We start from the raw sequence: 18,949 nt of genomic DNA on the forward strand, positions 1-18,949 counted from the left end.
GTTCTCGTTTTTGCTTCAGCAGCCTGAAAACAATCTTTTCCCCATGTATGGTTACGAAAAAAGACACTCGAATATCAATACTGCCCTCATCGTACTCGAAAAGGATCCGCCCGCCCTGATGCCGGCGTTTTTCAGCTATGTCGGCTCCACACATAATTTTTGTTCGACTCGTCAAAGTCGGGATGATATCGGCAGGAAAATCTTTATAATGACGCAGAACACCATCTTCACGAAAACGGACCTGCAGACGATCTGATTGAGGCTCTATATGAATATCGCTGCAGTCCTCTTTGACTGCGGTAATAATCATGGAGTTAACGATGCCGACCACCGTTTTGGCGTCGACATTAACGGTTTTACCGGCAGCCAGGTTTGTCAGCAATTTAATCGTATCGCCCAGGGATTTTTTCTCGGCGATTGCGGGGCTCACCTTGCCTCCCAAAAATTTATTTGCGACATCGATACTTTTTTTGTCAAGTGGATCGGCAAAAGCCACAAAAAACAACACCGTCCGAGGTTTTAATTGGAACAAACTGGTACTCAATAATTGTTTTAATAGGGACTTTGTTGAAAAGAGGTTTGTCTACAAGCGATACATTTACATCTATCAGTGGAAATCCAAGCTGCATGGAAAGAATCCTGTTAAATATCTTTTCATCGATAAAATTGTATTTAACCAGAATTTCACCAATTTTGAGATCCGTCTCCCTCTCTTTTTGGATATTAAAGGCGGCGGTCAGGTCGTCTTCTGCCAGATGTCCCAGCTCAACAAGCAGTTCTCCAATGCGGATGGACATTCTGGTCTCCAGCATCGCTTTTCGCACCAGTTCATCGGTAACGAATCCCAGGTCTTTGAGGATATTGACCATTGAAATCGGAGTTGCCAGTTTCTGCCGTATTCGCGCAGCGTGCTTTACCTGTGTCTCACTCACTGTTCCAGATTTCAGAAGAAGTGAGACAAATTCCCCGTATTCATTTTTCATCAATTCCCACCAGGAAATAATCTATTGACTGAAAGGCTGTCTTAAACCGCCCAAGTTAAAACAATTTCACAATGTTTGTAAGTGATTTAACAAAATTTACTATGATAATAATTGGTTTTGAGCTTGCGGACTGTTTTTTCTAAAAGAGAAGTGGCTCACGAAAACAGGAAACCACTTCTCAAATAGCGCTCAGATATGGGCCAATAGTTAGGACAGAAAATGATTCGAATATAATTTTAAACCTACAAGATTTTTATTGGTAAGCCTCTTTATGGGAGCACACCTGTAGGGGAAAGACTATTCCTGAGCAGCATCAAAAAAACGATAGTCAGGGATGGTCTTCTATTTCCTGAGGTTGGAAAAAGGTGTAATTGTGCTTACCCATAACCTTGGCTGCGTACATTGCATTATCTGTGTTATTGATCAGGGCCTCGAGGTTGTTCCCGTGGATATGGCTACCGGCATCATTGCAGTCATCCTCGTTCGTATCGTCTACCGTGAACGAACACGCTTTGATAGCTTCTTAACCCATATCTGGTAGTTTGCGAATGTTCGCTACAAGAACAAGATTTCATGATTGACAAATTTATAGCTGCATTGCTTCCTTCGATTGAGCACTTTCATCTTCTTGGTCACTCGATAAAAGAGGCTTTAGAGCACAATAGCCATATGCAGCGGCTGATTCGCCGTTATCCCAGAAGTATTCGCTCCCTCGCCAATCGTGTCAATCGCTCACAGTTCAATGGTCTCCCTCTGACAGTTCTCTGCCTGGCATTTACCTACGTGTTGGCGTTATTTGCAGGAATAGTCGAGGACATTGTCACCTCCGACTCCATCGTATCAGTTGATCATGCTGCTGCTCAATTGATCGCCTCTTTTCGCGCTCCTTCAGTCCTTCCGCTATTGGTATGGATCACCAGCTTGGGAGAGCCACTGATAGTTGGAGCATTACTTCTCGTAATGAGCCTATTGCTTTGGCTTCTCAACCGTAAGTACGCAATTGTGGGATTGTTGGTATCATGTCTTGGGGCGTCTCTCTTTACCACGTTGGGGAAGTTGGCTTTTCAGCGCCCGCGACCGATTGAAGCAGTTTTGATTGAATCTTCCTACTCCTTTCCGAGTGGGCACGCTACTGGTTCCGTCGCCTTCTACGGCTTCATGGGCTATCTTTTAATCAGATCTACCGACAGATGGAAAACTCGAGTCAACGTTTTTTTCGCTGCCGGAGGACTCGTATTACTTATCGGACTGAGCCGTATCGTCCTCGGTGTGCACTATCTAAGCGATGTCTGGGCAGGCTATCTGGTTGGAGCGCTTTGGCTTATCATCGGCATCATTGTGACTGAATGGCTCAGCGCCAACGATCGGATAGATTGGAATACAGTGATCGAGCAGCGGCAGAAAGTGGCGGTGTTCTGTCTGCTGGCTATCGCGAGCATTGGGGTCACAGGCTATGCATCAACCCGCACTTTACCTGTCATAATTTCTCGCCCGGAAACAATCATCCAAATTAAAAAACAATTTGTCGCTTTACTGCACGGCGATAAGCTATCCAGGACAGCAACCCTCCTTGGGGAGCCGGAGCAACCACTCGCATTTGCTATCGTCGCGCAGAGCACTGATGCGCTCATTACCACTCTCAACCAAGCCGGATGGGTGGCTGCGGACAAACCGAATCCGCAAAACATACTACGACTTATCAAAGATGGTTTAGATTACGAGACAGCACCGATCGCCCCGGCTTTCTGGAACGACCAGATTAATGATCTGGCTTTCGAGAAGCCTGAACGGCACACCCGAGACACGGCACTGGCTACAGTTAGAATCTGGAAAACTTTATTCCGCATAGGTCAGGACAGTATCTTTGTCGGTGTGGCACGACAATACGATGGGATTCGATGGGGAATTATCCACACGGTATCGCCTGATGTTGACGCGGCTGCCGAACAGTTTGTCAAATCTCTAGGACTTTTTGGAAAACCATCGGCTGCTTGTCAGCAATCACTCATTTCACCAACGATAGGAACATTCCTTATGGGTGACCAATTCTTCACTCGAGGTCACCTGTGGCTGCTTGATTTGCGAGATACACCGAACATCACACCGCTATGCGAATCAGAGAGTGCAAAGCAATAAAAATCTTGCTTTGGTCGTGTGATAAATCAATAAAACATTTTCGCGCATCAATTTTCACATGGGCAGGCACAGGTGCCTGCCCTTCAAAAGGTCAACACCATATCGCTTTCTATTATTAGCTGGCACAAATCTTTCTGAGTATCTCTTTTATGGTAGCCTTCCTCTCTACCGTGGAGGTCCATTAATTTGCCTCAGGCTAATAGTTGTCCTTCAGAAAGCCCCTAACGTAATCGCTGAAGTTCTTCGCAAAAATAATCTTGGATTACCTCTATCTCTCAAAAAAAAGCTGACTAAAACGATGGGCTCGCAGTACCGGGAGGACATCACGCGTTTCATTGAAACCCATTCACCCGTCGCCTCGGCTTACACCCGTTCCATAAAAATTGATTTGCCTGGTATGGTTCTGCTGGTACAATGGGCTTGCCGACAAATGAAATGGCCGCACGTATCAACTGACTTCAAACCAAGCTTTCCTCTCTTGTAGAGAGGCCGACAACGAGGTTTACCTTCTTTGTGTTGTAATGCACCTGCCGCAATTACCTATTCACACCATTATTCCTGAGTTGAGGAATGCGCTCCGCAGCGGATCAGCCGTACTGGCGGCACCGCCTGGTTCCGGCAAGACCACTGTTGTCCCCCTGATGCTTCTTCGGGAACCATGGCTCAAGGATAAAAATATACTTATCCTCGAACCAAGACGGCTGGCAACCAGGGCTGCAGCTGCGAGGATGGCGGCTCTTTTAGGAGAACCGGTCGGCCGAACCATTGGCTACCAGATCCGCTTTGACCGGCAGGTATCCCCGGCTACCCGGATTGAAGTAGTTACCGAAGGGATACTGACCAGGCGAATCCAGGCGGATAATGAGCTGCACGACACCGGGCTGGTCATTTTTGATGAGTTCCACGAACGCTCTGTCCACGCAGACCTGGCCCTTGCGCTTTGCCTGGATCTTTGCCAACTCCGGGAAGATCTGCGGATTCTGGTCATGTCAGCCACCCTGGATACCGGACCCATTGCCGAGTTATTGGGCAAGGTACCGGTGGTCACGGGAGAAGGCAGGAGCCATCCGGTCAGTATTGACTATCTGCCGCAGCCGGCCACCGGCAGACCAGCCGACATAACAACTGCAGGCATACGGCGTATATTGCGAGAACAGCCAGGCGACATCCTCGCCTTTCTGCCCGGTGCAGGTGAAATTAAAGACGTCGCCAGGCAGCTGAAAAATGACCCGGCACTCGACAACGCCGTCATTGCACCGCTCTATGGTAGCCTTTCCCAACAAGAACAGGACCAGGCTATTTCTCCTGATCCTTCCGGCCGCAGACGTATCATCCTCTCTACTTCCATCGCTGAAACCAGTCTTACCATTGAAGGTATTCGTTGCGTCGTTGACAGTGGCTGGTCACGACGGCCTCAATTCCACCCGGGCAGCGGTCTGTCCCGGCTGAATACTGTTCGCGTTGCCAAAGCTGTGGCAGAACAACGTGCCGGCAGGGCAGGGCGGCTGGGCCCTGGTCACTGCCTGCGACTCTGGACCAAAGAAGAGCACTGCTGTCTGGCACCCTTTCACCCGCCGGAGATAGTGGACACTGATCTCGCGCAACTGGCTCTTGAACTGGCTTTGTGGGGAGTCCGGGACCCAGGCGAGTTACTCTGGCTCACCCGGCCTCGGCAGGGGGGGTACCAACAGGCAAGGCAACTCCTCTGTTCGCTGGATGCTGTAACCAGCGCCGGCAGGATAACGGCAACCGGCAGACAACTGGCTGACCTTGGTGTACATCCCCGGCTTGGCCACATGCTGCTTAAGGGCAAAGAAAGAGGCCAGGCAGCACTGGCCTGTGACCTGGCAGCACTCCTCTCTGAACGGGATATCCAGACCCACGGCGCCGATGCTGCAACCGCTGATCTGCAGAACAGGCTGCACCTGCTCTTTCTGTGGCGCCAGAAAAAAACTGCTGCCGTGATGGAGAGGGGAGGTGATCCCGGAGCATGCAGCCGGGTCGACAGAAATGCCCGGATCTGGCTGCAGCGCATGCACGAACAGCGCAGACCCTGTGATCCGGACATGGCGGGCATCCTGTTGGCCTTTGCCTATCCTGACAGGGTTGCCCGCCGCCGTCAGGGCCAGCAGGCACATTACCTTATGGCATCCGGCCGTGGTGCGATGCTCCCTGAATTTGACCCACTCTCGACCAGTGAATACATTGTCGCCCCCCATCTGGACGCCGGCAGCAAGCAGGGAAGAATCTTTCTTGCCGCATCATTGTCGCTTGCAGAACTTCAAGAACAGCATAGCAGCCTGTTTACCAATACGACTACCGTGTACTGGGATGAGGATACGGCACGAGTCATTGCCGCGGATCGCCTCTGCCTGGGTGCCATTGTCGTCGCAGAACAACCGGCACAAGAGGTATCCCCGGACCAGGTCACCCAGGCCCTCTTGACCGGCATCAGCACCATGAGTATAGACTGCCTTCCCTGGGACCAGGAAACACGTCAACTCCAGGCCAGGATAAACTGTCTCCACAGGTGGCAGCCCGATGAATCGTGGCCCGATCTCAGCGACAGCCACCTGTCCGGTGATCTTTCCTGGCTTACCCCTTATCTGACTGGCATCAGCAAGGCAGAGCAGCTCAAACAGCTGAACCTGCTGGAAATATTTATGACCATGCTGGGATGGGCAAAGCAGCAGCAACTGGAACGCCTTGCCCCAACCACCCTGACTGTGGCCAGCGGTTCCAGAATACGGCTTTGCTATCAGCAGGATGAACCGCCCCTGCTTGCTGTTCGCATTCAGGAGATGTTTGGCACCCAGAACACACCGGCTATATGTGCCGGCAGGATCCCCGTCCTGCTGCACCTCCTCTCCCCCGCCCAGCGCCCCATCCAGGTGACTCATGATCTGGCCGGTTTCTGGCAGCGAACATACCCGGAAGTAAAAAAAGAACTGAAGGGAAGGTACCCCAAACATTTTTGGCCGGACGATCCCCTGACAGCCCTTGCCACCAGACAAACCAAAAAAACCATGAAACGATCGGAAAACTGATGAGAAAAATCGCCTTCGGCTACTCAACCCGCTGCAACATCCGCTGCTCCCACTGCGTTGCTGCAGGAGAGACCCCCGTTATCAGCAAAATGGAGCTTGCTCTCGCCAAAGACATTATCCGCGAGATGGCCATGGCAGAGGTAACAGGTATCAGTTTTACCGCAGGAGAGCCCTTTATCTACCTGGAAGACCTCCTGGAACTGATCGATCTCTGTTCAGAAAAAAAGATATATAGTCGGGTGGTAACCAACAGCTACTGGGCCAAAACACCCGAACAGGCCAGAGAAAAACTGCGCTTGCTCAAGCAATGCGGGCTGTGCCAGCTGCGCCTGAGCTACAGCAGGTGGCATCAGCAGCATGTGCCGAAACAGCAGGTGCTTTATGCGCTAAAAGCCTGTCAGGAAGCAGGGGTTGATTCCTTTATCTCTTTTGTGACTGATTTTTCAGAACTGGACGAACCTTATGAACAGTATCTGCGGGACAACAACGTCAAGTTTTTTCCAGAACCGGTTATCTACGCAGGACGGGCTGAGGACTTCATCCACCAACCTCTTTTCACCGATTACCAGGACAATTGCTGCCAGATGAACCCTTACCTGGCCCCGGACCTGACCATGTATGCCTGTTGTGATGCGGGCAGCCATTTCAGTTCCACCAACTTTTTCCGACTCGGCAGCCTGAACGACTGGTCGGTGGACCAGTTGCTGACCAAGAGTGAAAACAATAGTCTCTATAACTGTATCCGTACCATGGGTATCACTCCCATCGCCTCGTTTGCCGGGATGAAATCAAGGGATATTGTGACGTATCGTAAATGCAGCTTATGTAAAAAGTTATTCAACAACCCTGAAACCTTGAACACCTTACAAAAAGCTGCCGCAACCAATCTATTCCAGTGGCACAGATAAGGTGCTCCCTGGTAGTAATCAATCTCGAAGAAAAATGAGGGGTCACCTTGGTTACATGGGAAGAGGGATAGTAAAAGCAGAAGAGTGAAAAAAAACATCAACGAATCAAATTTCCATTGAACGTTTGGGCAACAAAAAATGGCGAAACAACAGGAAGCATCTCAAGCTAATGACAGGCTACATCTTAAAGAAATTTCGTCTGAAGAATCGTAACCTTCTCTTCGCCATAGATCAATTTACGGTTTTCACACTAAGGGAATATTTATAGGTGGGGTAATTCCTTCTCTTTCGCAAATCTTGTTCACTACACGGCGAACATCACCCAAACATCATTTACCCGATGGGTTTTTAGTTGCACACTCACAGGCCCCTGCCTTTTTTTCAGCCTTAATGCGCTCTTCAATGGTAGATTTTCTGTTTTTAAGAATATCTGTTTCAATGTCTGCTTCGGTGTAGTTAAAACAGTAGCAGATATGGTCTTTCGACATTCTGATGCACCTTCAAATTAATTTGATATCGTGGTAACCGGTAAGTCGTCAAATCTTAGCATATACCTGGGAAAGTTGCTATTTTACGAATCACCCCAACCCACAATTAAATCTGTTCGACAAACCATCTTTCAAAGATTACAAACCCAACTGGAAATATTTGATACTTGGTGCCAGTCGGACACCTTTCTTAAGGTTAAATACGTTGCCTCCCAACAGAAACTGCTTGCAACTCCCAACATTTACAGAATTGCCAAACCTAGAGGAAACCTGCCGGTACTGCATGTTTATGCGTATGAAAGGATAAAAAGTTGATTATCAGGAGTGAGAAACCATCAGACATTGAGGCGATTGCCGAAGTCACCAAGGCTGCTTTTGAGGGTCATCCTTTACGTCAGCAAACAGAGCCAGCTATCATTTATGATTTGCGTACTGATGCGGCACTAACCATCTCGCTTGTATGTGAAGTAGACGGTCGAGTTGTTGGCCATATTGCCTTTTCGTCAGTTACAATTTCAGATGGGACACCGAACTGGCATGGCCTTGGCCCGATATCTGTACTGCCTGAATATCAAGGAAACAGGATAGGCACAGCTCTGGTCACGAATGGGTTATCCTTACTGAAATCTATGAGTAGCAAAGGCTGTGTACTTGTTGGAACTTTGTCCTATTTCAATAGGTTTGGTTTTTGGAACCACTCTCAGCTCATCCATGAGGGAACACCACAAGAAGTTTTTTTGGCAAATTCGTTTGTTGAGAAGGTGCCAAACGGGACAGTTGCGTACCATCAGGCATTCAATCAGTTGTCAATGATTGAAAAAGATGCCATTGCCGATGTTATCATCGACTATGCTATTGCTGGTATAAAGGTAGATCTTGCTGACCCTGCGATTGAGAGTCTTCTTGAAAAGGAAATTTTGACTGAAATGCCTGATGGGAAGGTTATGATACGACCTTCTTTAATTGCTAAATATGACAGTTACTTAGCTCAGATTAGTCAGTTTAGAGCTACAGAAATGAGCCGTGTTCATAAAAATCCGATATTGGCGGCCATTAAGCATGGAAATGGATAAGTCATCGATTCAAGATTCGCCCTGGAGCATCTAATGACCACAGCCTGGCTCTTCTGAAGATGTTTCCTGCGAACCTCTGAGGCAGAAGGGGCTTGCCGGAGTATGATTTGGTGTGGGCACAGAGGTGGTTTGATTGCGGGTATCGGTGCATCAGATCTGGCCGCTCCACCGAAGTAGTTTGCCGGGCTGTTTAGGCAGAGGTTTCGTGTTTGGTCATGATCAGATTTATAACGGCAAGTGTCGAGGTGGAGACGATGAGCAGAAAGGATACGGCGTTGATAATCGGGGTGGAGCCGTCGCGCACCTGAAGATAGAGATTAACCGGCAGGGTTGTTTCGGAGCCGACCAGAAAAAGCGTGGTGTTAAAATTTTCAAAACTCATCAGAAAGGCCACCGCACCGCTGCCAATCAGAGCTGGTCTAAGAAACGGCAGGGTGATAAAGCGGATGACCTCAAACCTGGTTGCGCCGAGGTTGAGGGCGGCTTCTTCCAGAGAGTGGTCGAATTTTTTCAGCCTGGCTGAGACTACCAGCAGGACGAACGTAGCGATAAAAGAGAATTGACCGAAAACAACCAGCCAGAAACTCGGGCGGAGAAAGGGTATATCCAGGCCCAAAGTGTCCTCAAAAAAGATGCCGAGGCTATTGGCGGTCAGCAGCAGGGATATTCCCAGGATAACCCCGGGAATGACCAGTGGGGTGAGGGCCAGAAAATACAGCCCCTGCTTGCCCGGGAATTGTTCCTGCTCAAAGAGAAAGGCGGCCATCGTACCAACCACAACCGACAGGATTGATACCCACAGGGCCGTTTGAACACTGACCCAGATCGATCTCATATTGGAGCTGTCGTGCAGCAGACCGATGCGCTGAGGACCGTCGGCCAGAAACCAGTCCAGGGTGAACCCCTTCCAGGGAAGGGAGGGGAAGTTTGAGTCGTTGAAGGCCAGAATGCAGGTGATTACCAGCGGAGCAAATAAAAAGAGGTAAAACAGGATAATATAGATTCGGAAGGCGGTGGTATAGCCTCTTTGCCGGGGAAGGGTGCGGATCATGACAGGGCCTTGCCTAAGTGTTGTCTGCTTATTTTCAGACCGGACCAGATCAGTATCGAACTGAGGGCGAGCAGCAGGAAACCGAAGGCGGCACCCTGGTTCCAGTTAAAACTGGCAATGAATTCATTATAGATCTGCTCGGTAAACCAGAGTGAGTTCTTGCCCCCCATCAGTTTTGGCGTCAGGTAGTTGCCGAGTGCGAGCATAAACACGACGATTGCGCCGGAAGTTATGCCCGGTGCCGCATAAGGAATGATGATGCGCAGGAAAATTGTCGTCGGCGAAGCCCCTAAATCATGGGCTGCCTCGATCAGGCTGTCGTCCATCGACTCAAGAGAGGAGATCAATGGCACCACCATAAAGAGCATGGAGGTGTAGACCAGTCCCATCAGCATACTGATATCGTTATAGAGCATTTCCACCGGCACTTTGAGCAACCCTGTGCTGACGAGCAGATGGTTGATAACGCCGCTTTCCCGCAGCAGGATCATCCAGCCATAGACACGCACCAGCTCACTGACCCAGAACGGCATCAGCAGCAGGATAGTCAAAAAGCCGGTGAGACGGGGAGAGACCACCTTGGTAATGTAAAAGGCCACCGGAAAGGTTACCAGAAAAGTCAGAATCGTTACGATAATGGCATAGAGAGCGGTCCGGACAAAGGTATACCAGTAGATCTCTTCGGTGAAAAAATGGCGATAATTTGCCAGGGTCCAGACCATGTCCCCGGTATCGTTTTTGCCGTGCAATGACATGATCAACAGTTCGATATGCGGAACAATAATCAGCAACAGGAGCCACAGCAGCACTGGAGTGAGAAAAATAAAGAGCCCGAGGCGAAGGTGGTTCTTCATGCCTATCCCCTCGGGTAACAGCGGCAGCTGCCGGCATGGACACCGGCTTTGACGGTATCGCCTTTGCCGATATGGCTAAACTGCTGATTTTGCGGCAGGGCGACGGTGAGTTCAAAATCGCTGTGCTCCATGGTGGCCAGCAGCTTGGTGTTTGAGCCGTCAAAGAGAATAGAGCGCACCGTAAGGGAAAAGAGGTTGATATCGCCAATGGAGTCGGCAGGGTCAAGAATAATTGATTCCGGCCGGATAAAGAGGTCGAGCTGGTCGCCCTGTGGCTGGCTCACTGCGGTTCCATACAGTTCAAGACCGAAGGTCGTTTGCACCTTCAGCGGGGCACTGGAGGTGACACGCACCGGCAGGATATTCGTTTCCCCGACAAAACCGGCAACGAACCGGCTGGCCGGGTTGCTGTAAAGATTTCTTGGGGTATCGATCTGTTCGAATCGTCCGTGATTCATCACCGCGACCCTGTTCGACATAACCAGCGCTTCGGATTGATCGTGGGTAATATACATAAAAGTGGTGCCCACATCGGCCTGGAGCTTTTTCAGCTCTATTTTCATCTGTTCCCGCAGCTTGAGATCTAGGGCACCAAGCGGTTCATCAAGGAGCAGCAGGGATGGCTCAAGGACCAGAGAGCGGGCAATGGCAACCCGCTGTTTCTGCCCACCTGAAAGCTGCGCAATATCTTTATCCCCGTAGCCGGGGAGATGGACACGCTCGAGCATGCTATCGACCCGCCGGGCTATTTCCGCTGCCGCTATTTTTTGGCGCTTCAGGCCAAAGGCAATATTTTCCCGGACGTTCATCATCGGAAACAGCGCCAGATTCTGAAAGACCAGGTTAACCGGCCGGCGGTTGGGCGGCACCGCGTGCATATCCCGGCCGCGGATCAGCAGTTGTCCTTCGGTGGGGGTCTGAAATCCGGCAATCATCCTGAGCAGCGTGGTTTTGCCGCAGCCGGACGGGCCGAGGATAGAAAAAAAACAGCCATCCTCCACCTGGAAACTAAGGGTGTCGACAGCTATGAATTTGCCAAAACATTTTTTAAGATTCTGAATGTCGAGAACTGGGGCCATTGCATGAACCACGCAGGAAAAATAAGACCCGACCTGCACTGCTTCTTAAGAAGAGAAGCAGAACAGGCGGGTAGTCGAAATGACGGGTTTATTGCGCTGCCTTGACCATATCGAGGATTTTGCCTTCAAGCTGCTCGATCTCTGCCGAAACCGGCGGATACCATTTGATGTTGTCGATATCGGCTGCCGTGAATGAACGGCTGATATTATCGCGGACATCGGCATCCAGGTATTTTGCGGCATCTTTTGACGCGGTGGCGTATTTTTCCATATTGGAAAAGACGGCGGCATTTTCCGGACGCATGATGAAGTTGATCCACTTATAGGCTCCATCGACGTTCTTGGCCTTTGCCGGAATGGCAAAAGTGTCGATCCAGCCAAGCGCGCCGCTTTTGGGTGCAACAAAGTCGATATCCGGGTTTTCGGCATGCAGTTTCCAGCCGCCGTTGTCCCAGCCCATGGCCACGGTGACCTCGCCACTGCGGATCATTTCCAGCAGGGCGTCGCCGTTCGACCAGTAGTTTTTTACGTAGGGTTTGGCCGCAATCATCTTGGCGGCGACACCGTCCATCAGTTTCTTGTAGGCGGCAGGGTCGTCATATTTGGCAAAGGGGTTGTCGCCGCCGGCAAAAGCCAGAGCGATCAGGGTTGGCCGTTTCAGCCGGTAGCTGATCCGGCCGGCATAGGCTTTATCGAGAAGCGCCGAATAATCTTTGGCTTCAGGGGCCAGCTTGGTGTTGACAATCAGCCCTGAGGTACCATAACAGAAGGGAACACCATACGAGGCATCGCCCACCTTGGTGTTTTTTTGCACCGCCTCGAGCATCGAAGGAATGATCTGGGCGCTGTCGATTTTGCTGTAATCCATCGGTTGATAGATTTTGAATTCGGCCTGGACCGAGGAGATACGATCCTGGCTCGGTTGGGCCAGATCGAATCCGGCACCGCGGGTGGCCCGCAATTTGGCGATCATCTCTTCGTTGTTGGTCAGGGTCAACTCTACCTTTATCCCCGTCTCTTTCTCAAATTTATCGACCAGCTGCTGGGGGGCATACCCTTTCCAGGTGAGGATTTTCAGAGGCTCGGCAGCCTGGGCGGTTGTGACCAGCCACATCATTGTAATTGTCGCAAAGATAAGCAGTTTCTTCATGAAATTTCTCCTTTTAGTGGTGTGTTAGCAGCTTCCTGACATCGGGACAGCAATACTTTATTCGCTGGAACAGGACAGAGCAATCTCATTCGAACAAAGGAAGAGATCCTAACGTAAATTTAATGCTTGAGACTATTTCGTGATTTTCCGGAGGTCTTTGCGAAACAGCATCGATTTGCTCCGTAACCGTTCATCAGCACCCCATCTTCGTCCGATCAGGCCCCTTCTCCTAACCAATTATAGCTCAGGAGCCTGCCTCAGCGAACCTGGAGCACTGGATTAACGGTTACACATCCGGGGGTTATGCGGTCTTTTAAGGTGTTCCAGTGAACGTTTGCATTTGCTCCTGCAGGCATTTCCTTAAAAAAAATTGCTGAACTTTTGCAGCTTCCTCTGCGGCACGAAAACTACTGGTATGCCTGCTTAGTTATTACTCCGGATATATCAGTAAATCAAGGAAAACCTGGCAAATTCATGTTGCTTTAGTGCGTTCATTCCGGGTGGGCGGATTACAGGCAAAAAACGCCCTGGTCATAGAATCGAACTTGTATCTTCGCTGTTTGAACTTAGATTATTTCTTTGAGGAAGTTAGGACTTCCTAATCTGCCCGCCGCGTTGTATCGGAGTAATAATGGTGGTGGGTTTTCGCGAATATAACCACATAAATATAAGAGGTAAGACAATGAAAGGTGACTATGGCTCGATGGCCTGGGTAAATGATGAGAAAGGAAAAGAGTACGTCTGCACAGTTGATCCTCAGCACTTAAATGAAAAGAAACTGGAAAATCTCTCTGAGCAGGAAAAAAAGACATGTGAGGATGTCAACCAGATTATTGGAACAGAACGCTGGTAACCTGTTGACTTAGTCATAGTTTTCTTGTGGCTCTTCCAGGAAAACTTAGGTCGTGCAGAGATGCACCCGTCGAGTTTTTTGGGGGGGTGTACTATCTTCAGCGTTTGGCGCACGGTCCGGCCGACAGAAAAAGAGGCGGGCTTTCCGAGCGATGATTTTTTCAGGCTGTGTAATGAGTCTTTTGATCAGAGACTGCGCTGCACAGCCTTTCTTTTCGCCTGATGTCGACAGGGAACAGGATTCGATCTTGCCCCCTTTCATAATCTGTTTATTATCCATGATGGCGTCGTGAAACATCGTCATATACGAGGGAGAGGTCTTTTTCGTATTGATCCTGAACGTGGCAAATTAACGGGTGAATTTATCATTTCTCAACGGGGGTGCAAAGAGTAATGCGGTTTTTTAAGAAGAAAACACTTACCGGCTTGGCCAGGACCTGTGGCTGAGCGGCCAAAATCGGTCCGGCGGATCTGTCGGACGCACTCAAGGGCTTGGCTTTTCGGCGTGATGAAAATCTGCTGGTAGGTGTAGAGACGAGCGATGATGCTGCGGTATACCGTCTTTCCGACGACGTGGCCATGATCAACACTGTCGATTTTATCACACCTCCGGTCGATGATCCCTACTGGTTTGGGCAGATTTCGGCCGCGAACTCGATCTCCGATGTCTACTCCATGGGCGGCAAGCCCCTTACCGCCTTGAACCTGGTCATGTTTCCTACTGGTCATCTGGACATGGGGATTCTCAAGGATATCCTGCGGGGGGGCAACGACAAGGTTGTCGAGGCCGGGGCCTGTCTGGTGGGCGGTCATTCCGTTGACGATAATGAACCCAAATACGGTCTTTGTGTGAATGGAATTGTTCACCCTGACAGGATTATAACCAATGCCGGAGCAAAGCCCGGGGACGCACTGATTTTGACGAAACCACTTGGGTCAGGGGTGCTTTTTAACGCAGTCCGAGCTGGTAAATTCAGCGGCGCCGAGCTTGAGCAGTCGGTTTTGCCAATCGTCGCTTCTTTGAACGGCCCGGCTATGGAAAAGGCGCTCCAGTACGATTTGCATGCCTGTACCGATATCACCGGGTTTGGTATTCTCGGACATCTGGTGGAGCTTGCTGTTGGCAGTGGCGTCCATGCTTTTCTCGACTATAGTACGCTGCCCTTTTATTCGGGGGCCCAGGAGATGTACCGGAAAGGGCAGACAACCGGCAGCAATAAAGCCAACAGAGCTTTGGTGGCAAGATATCCCCTTGCCGTCGAATGTTCGATGCAGCCCTCGCAGGAAGAACTTCTTTACGATCCGCAAACTTCTGGTGGCTTGCTGCTTTCTCTGCCCGGGGAGCAGGCACAACGCCTCCTTTCAGACCTGCATGCTGCCGGCATGACTGTAGCTGTAAAAATCGGTGAGGTTGATGACAGCGGTGTCGGTATAACCGTTCAGTGACACAACAAGTGCTGATCAAAACACTGCGTTGCCTAACTGTTTTTCCGCCACCTCGGCTCTGTAGATCTGTGTAGCCTATTGCTGGTTTTTGAGGACGGCCAGTGATGCATCAACCGAAGGGTAAATGGTTATAAATGAGTCGAATCCGGAAATTTCAAAAACTTCCTGGACATGCTCCTGCATGGCACAGGTGCTGAAGAGGAACTGGCCCGATTTATAGGCTTTGGCGATGTTCAGGATAACCCGCAATCCAGCGCTGGAAATATAGTCGAGCTTGTTGCAGTCAAAAACCAGATGTGCACTCGGTGCGGTCATGAATTCGTGGAGTTCCTGTTCAAAGAGTGGTGCAGAATTGGAATCAAGGCGTCCATTGAGAGAAAAGATGACGGCGTTGTTCTCTTTGGTTATTGTTGTTTTCATAGTGTATGCTCCAGGTGCCGTGCGGTTACCCGCAGTCCTTGGGTAATGTTTTTTGTAAGATAAGAACGTTCTCGTTATTCGACCTGGAATAATGCCAGCAGTCGCAGAATTTCTTCGCCAGATAAATACCGAGACCACCGCACTGCCTCTGTTCAAGGGGGAGAGACGTGTCGGGCAGGGCATTGATGGTCGGGTCGAATGGCGGCCCTGCATCGACGACTTCTATTGTCAGCTCTCTGCCTGTTTTGGCAAGAGTAACCTCTATTGGATAGTTTTTTTTGTCGCCACCATGCTGGATGGCATTGGTAATCAATTCGTCAAGAATAAGATTGATTTCGGATAAGCATTTTTTAGGAAGAGACCATTTTTGCTGCAAAATCTGCAGCTGCTCAAGCAGGGTGTCCAGTTCCGCCAGGTCGTTATGTATCTGGAATGAAGTCTTCATGTCTTAGAGTGCGGTTACTCCGGTTTTTTCGAGGCAGCATTGTCCTGCCTCGTAGATGTTCTTTCTTTCCCACTCATACAGTTCTTTTAACAGGGCATTCAAAGAAAGGTTTGTCGTTTCGGGGAATTGTTCCAGGATTTTTGAAAAGTGTTTGCGGCTGATGATCAAGACAGTAGTCTTTGTTGCCGCCCGCAGAGTAAAGAGGGCGGGCATTGCTCCGAGAAGGGAGAGGAATCCGATGAAATCGCCTTTGGCATAGTGCTGGATGGTGATATTTTTTTTATCATGGTGTTTCAGCAGGGTCAGCTGCCCTTCGAGGATAAGGTAGGCCCGTCCGTAGTCGTCACCTTCCTCAAAAAGGATGTCGTTGGGAGAAATCAGGGCTCTTTCTGCAAGAAAAGCCAGGAGTTTCTGTGCCTTGGCGGGGAAATTAGCAAAGAAAGGAACTTCCTGCAGAAGTTCCAGATTCTGCTGCATCTCAGGGACTTGGTTGTTTTCGGCCGTAAATGAGCTCATGGAGTATTCCTTTCTGGTCAATGAGTTCGTTGTAGGTCCCGAACTCAACAAGTTTTCCCGCCTTCATCACTGCAACTTTGTCATAAGAGTCTATCGTGTCCAGTCGATGAACCGCGGCGATGACGGTCCGCTTGCGTTTCCATAGACTGGTCATCAGGCGCTGAATTCTGGCCTGGGATTTGTTGTCAAGAGCCGAAGTTGCTTCATCCATGAGAATGATCTTTGGCTGTTTTAAGAGGACTCTGGCGATAGCGAGTTTTTGTCTCTGTCCCCCCGAAAGTCGGTCGCCCATCGTTCCCACCTGAAATTGCAGGCCAAAGGCGGCAATTTTTTCGAGAAAATCTTCTTCCACCAGCAGGTGCATGATCGACTGGTTGATAATATCCTGGGCCTGGGACAGCCCCGGCCTGGTCCTGCCGAAAAATATATTGTTCAGAATTGACTCCCCGGGAATATAGCATGTCTCGCAGTATGAGGTAAAGAGGTCCGGGGCAATCGCCTGGTACCACTCCGGGAAGACCTTGCGGGCCGAGAGAATAGTCTCTTTGAGCGTATGCGGCAGGCGGCTCATGGTATGAATGGACGGAGTAAAGTTCAGGGCCAGAGACAGGATAAAGGTTTGATTTTGCGGTGACAGCGAAGAGAACGGATTCTTTTTTAAACGGGCCAGAATAGTTTCACATTCCTCAAGTCGGTCGGCAGGGACGGGACTTTTTTGAAAAAACAGATCAACGGCGCCGACACCGGCCAGGATATCGACTGCCTGTCCGGCGAGTTCAATGCCAAGAGAAAATAGTGGTTCGAGGAGGTCCACCTGCTGAAGAAAAGAGCGGAAACGGGGGTTTTCTGGCAACAGATTATAGTCAGCTGTTTTATTGGTAATGCTGCCGAAGATTATGTTTTCCGCAACGCTCGAGTTCATATGGTAGTTGTCCTGGTTGTAGAATTCGACATAATCGGCAAGTTTTTCGCCGAATTTTTCACGAAATCTCTGGCGGATAGCGATCAGCTTCTCGGCAATTTCTTCGTCGTCGGGGGCAATCAGACTGTCGAGTCCGAAGCGAATGACATCGACGAAAAGTCCGACCTGCTGGAGGACAAGAATCATCCGGTCGAGGTCAATTTTTATTTCATCGGCAGGAGGTGCCGCCACGGCCTCCATCGCCGCGATATAGGCATAGAGCAGGTTCTCTTCAATTGATCCGGTAAAGATGAATGGGGACTGGGAGATGTACCCGATGCTTCGAGTTATTTCTTTCTTGGGCAGGGTGGACAGTTCATGCCCGTCAATCTGGATATTGCCGGAGGTATAGTTAAACATCTTGCCGATGGCCTGGATGAGCGTGCTTTTCCCCCCCCCGGAATAACCGACGACAGCCAGGTGTTCCCCGGCAGCAAGAGCAAAGGAAATGCCATTTAACAGTCGATGCCCGTCCGGTGTGTCGTAGATGAGATTGTTTACCTCCAGGCGCCCAATCAGGGGTTCGCTTGCCGTTTCGACCGGTTCCAGCGAGAATTCCGGGAGCGCATCAAAATAACTCATGGTACGGGTGTAACCCACCGAAGCGTCTTGATAGGTTTGGTAGAAATCGATCAACTCCTTCCAGGGATCAAATAGCTTTTCCTGGGCGGATAAGAAGGCAACCATAGCTCCGAGGGCAAGTTGACCATGCATTACCAGATATCCACCGAAGATAAAAATTACAAAAGGACCAAGGCCGACAAAATAATTGTTTGTCGTTTTGATGCCAAAGCGGAAAAGCGACCAGCGGATTCTGATTTTCTGTAACTGTTCAGCGAGAAAATTAAATTTTCGCCCTTCCTGATTGTATGCCCCGTGTATTTGGATTTCGTTAATTGCCGATATGGATTCTGCGATCTGGTTGGAGGTTGTGCGAGAAAGATCGACCCTTTTTTTATTGGCTTCATTGGTTTTTTTCTGCAGGATGGGAATAACGAAAACGGCTATCGGGTAGATAATCAGGGTGGCTCCTGCGAGTTTGGGGTTCAACCAGAGCAGATATCCGGCAAAGGCCAGCAGGGTCAGGATATTGGTGACCGGCACAGCAAAGGCCATGCCGGCGAAGGTTCCGGCCGTACTCAGTTCGGTCATGAGCGAGGCGACCACCATACCCGGCTGCGTTGTGCGGAAAAAGCCAAGCGGCAGGGTGAGAATGTGCTGATACAGCTCCTTGCGCATGGTGGTGATGGCTCTTTCACCGATTACAGCCTGGAGATAGTTGATAGCCAGTTTCAGCCCGCTCGCCAGAGTGATGGCGATTATATAGATAGCACAATAGAGAAAAAGGCCTTTGATATTTTGTAATGCTATAGAATCATTTATGATTCTTTTCTGCATTTCGAGGGGAATAACTCGGGCAAAAACGACCACAATGATAATAACCAATAAAATTATCTGAAGCTTAAGGTTGTCCTTGAATACCCAGTAGAACAGGGATTTCTCGGTAATAGGGGAAGCTGCCTGGTCCTGCTTCATTGGT

The 18,949-nt window shown here is 49.8% G+C and carries 19 protein-coding genes; 7 read left to right on the forward strand and 12 right to left on the reverse strand.

Annotated elements, in window-relative coordinates; all coding sequences use genetic code 11:
- Together FCL47_RS19325 and FCL47_RS19330 are read right to left on the reverse strand one after the other, a co-directional pair.
- Positions 1-430, reverse strand: a 430-nt coding sequence (locus FCL47_RS19325; protein WP_167496576.1) for an ATPase, T2SS/T4P/T4SS family, incomplete at its 3' end; no start/stop codon positions are given.
- 43 nt (positions 431-473) lie between these two features.
- The gene (locus FCL47_RS19330; RefSeq protein ID WP_136815362.1) at positions 474-983 is read right to left on the reverse strand and encodes a hypothetical protein; all 510 of its coding nucleotides are present in this window, start codon (positions 981-983) and stop codon (positions 474-476) included.
- 373 nt (positions 984-1,356) lie between these two features.
- On the opposite strand from FCL47_RS19330, the gene FCL47_RS24465 reads away from it, so the two are divergent.
- From FCL47_RS24465 to FCL47_RS19345, 4 genes are all read left to right on the forward strand, one after another.
- Positions 1,357-1,524: a hypothetical protein gene (locus FCL47_RS24465; RefSeq protein WP_153306383.1), complete on the forward strand. Its 168-nt coding sequence runs from the start codon at positions 1,357-1,359 to the stop codon at positions 1,522-1,524.
- Positions 1,525-1,556: 32 nt separating this feature from the next.
- Entirely contained in the window at positions 1,557-3,119 is a 1,563-nt protein-coding gene (locus tag FCL47_RS19335; protein ID WP_136815363.1) for an LssY C-terminal domain-containing protein, read from the forward strand.
- A gap of 521 nt (positions 3,120-3,640) precedes the next feature.
- A complete protein-coding gene (gene hrpB, locus FCL47_RS19340) occupies positions 3,641-6,166 on the forward strand; it encodes an ATP-dependent helicase HrpB (protein WP_205747377.1) in 2,526 nt (841 codons plus the stop codon).
- Positions 6,166-7,074 (forward strand): radical SAM protein, encoded by a 909-nt coding sequence (locus FCL47_RS19345; protein ID WP_136815364.1) that lies wholly within the window; start codon positions 6,166-6,168, stop codon positions 7,072-7,074. Before hrpB ends, FCL47_RS19345 begins: the two co-directional genes overlap by 1 nt.
- A gap of 329 nt (positions 7,075-7,403) precedes the next feature.
- Here the strand turns inward: FCL47_RS19345 and FCL47_RS19350 are convergent, their stop codons facing one another.
- Entirely contained in the window at positions 7,404-7,562 is a 159-nt protein-coding gene (locus tag FCL47_RS19350) for a BFD-like (2Fe-2S) protein (RefSeq protein ID WP_136815365.1), read from the reverse strand.
- 311 nt (positions 7,563-7,873) lie between these two features.
- On the opposite strand from FCL47_RS19350, the gene FCL47_RS19355 reads away from it, so the two are divergent.
- A complete protein-coding gene (locus FCL47_RS19355; protein WP_136815366.1) occupies positions 7,874-8,635 on the forward strand; it encodes a GNAT family N-acetyltransferase in 762 nt (253 codons plus the stop codon).
- A 190-nt stretch (positions 8,636-8,825) separates the two neighbouring features.
- Here FCL47_RS19355 and FCL47_RS19360 read toward each other — a convergent pair whose 3' ends face one another.
- From FCL47_RS19360 to FCL47_RS19375, 4 genes are all read right to left on the reverse strand, one after another.
- The gene (locus FCL47_RS19360; protein ID WP_136815367.1) at positions 8,826-9,686 is read right to left on the reverse strand and encodes an ABC transporter permease; all 861 of its coding nucleotides are present in this window, start codon (positions 9,684-9,686) and stop codon (positions 8,826-8,828) included.
- Positions 9,683-10,540, reverse strand: coding sequence for an ABC transporter permease (locus FCL47_RS19365; RefSeq protein ID WP_136815368.1), 858 nt, complete (start codon positions 10,538-10,540; stop codon positions 9,683-9,685). Before FCL47_RS19365 ends, FCL47_RS19360 begins: the two co-directional genes overlap by 4 nt.
- A gap of 2 nt (positions 10,541-10,542) precedes the next feature.
- Complete coding sequence (locus FCL47_RS19370; protein WP_136815369.1) at positions 10,543-11,619, reverse strand: ABC transporter ATP-binding protein; 1,077 nt, start codon at positions 11,617-11,619, stop codon at positions 10,543-10,545.
- Positions 11,620-11,707: 88 nt separating this feature from the next.
- On the reverse strand, positions 11,708-12,769 hold the full coding sequence (locus FCL47_RS19375) for an extracellular solute-binding protein (RefSeq protein ID WP_136815370.1): 1,062 nt from the start codon (positions 12,767-12,769) through the stop codon (positions 11,708-11,710).
- Between the two features lie 682 nt (positions 12,770-13,451).
- On the opposite strand from FCL47_RS19375, the gene FCL47_RS24615 reads away from it, so the two are divergent.
- Positions 13,452-13,622, forward strand: coding sequence for a hypothetical protein (locus FCL47_RS24615; protein ID WP_167496577.1), 171 nt, complete (start codon positions 13,452-13,454; stop codon positions 13,620-13,622).
- 45 nt (positions 13,623-13,667) lie between these two features.
- Here the strand turns inward: FCL47_RS24615 and FCL47_RS19380 are convergent, their stop codons facing one another.
- Positions 13,668-13,901, reverse strand: a complete 234-nt coding sequence (locus tag FCL47_RS19380; protein WP_136815371.1) for a hypothetical protein — start codon at positions 13,899-13,901, stop codon at positions 13,668-13,670.
- Positions 13,902-14,014: 113 nt separating this feature from the next.
- On the opposite strand from FCL47_RS19380, the gene selD reads away from it, so the two are divergent.
- Complete coding sequence (selD, locus tag FCL47_RS19385; protein WP_255580780.1) at positions 14,015-15,067, forward strand: selenide, water dikinase SelD; 1,053 nt, start codon at positions 14,015-14,017, stop codon at positions 15,065-15,067.
- Between the two features lie 75 nt (positions 15,068-15,142).
- Here the strand turns inward: selD and FCL47_RS19390 are convergent, their stop codons facing one another.
- From FCL47_RS19390 to FCL47_RS19405, 4 genes are read right to left on the reverse strand one after another with little or no spacing between them, the layout of a single operon-like run.
- On the reverse strand, positions 15,143-15,487 hold the full coding sequence (locus tag FCL47_RS19390) for an STAS domain-containing protein (protein ID WP_136815373.1): 345 nt from the start codon (positions 15,485-15,487) through the stop codon (positions 15,143-15,145).
- A 25-nt stretch (positions 15,488-15,512) separates the two neighbouring features.
- Positions 15,513-15,932, reverse strand: a complete 420-nt coding sequence (locus FCL47_RS19395; RefSeq protein ID WP_136815374.1) for an ATP-binding protein — start codon at positions 15,930-15,932, stop codon at positions 15,513-15,515.
- Positions 15,933-15,935: 3 nt separating this feature from the next.
- The gene (locus FCL47_RS19400; RefSeq protein ID WP_136815375.1) at positions 15,936-16,448 is read right to left on the reverse strand and encodes a cyclic nucleotide-binding domain-containing protein; all 513 of its coding nucleotides are present in this window, start codon (positions 16,446-16,448) and stop codon (positions 15,936-15,938) included.
- The gene (locus FCL47_RS19405; RefSeq protein WP_136815376.1) at positions 16,411-18,945 is read right to left on the reverse strand and encodes an ABC transporter ATP-binding protein/permease; all 2,535 of its coding nucleotides are present in this window, start codon (positions 18,943-18,945) and stop codon (positions 16,411-16,413) included. Before FCL47_RS19405 ends, FCL47_RS19400 begins: the two co-directional genes overlap by 38 nt.
- Positions 18,946-18,949 lie beyond the last annotated feature (4 nt).

Source organism: Desulfopila sp. IMCC35006, assembly GCF_005116645.1.
Taxonomy (GTDB): Bacteria; Desulfobacterota; Desulfobulbia; order Desulfobulbales; family Desulfocapsaceae; genus Desulforhopalus_A.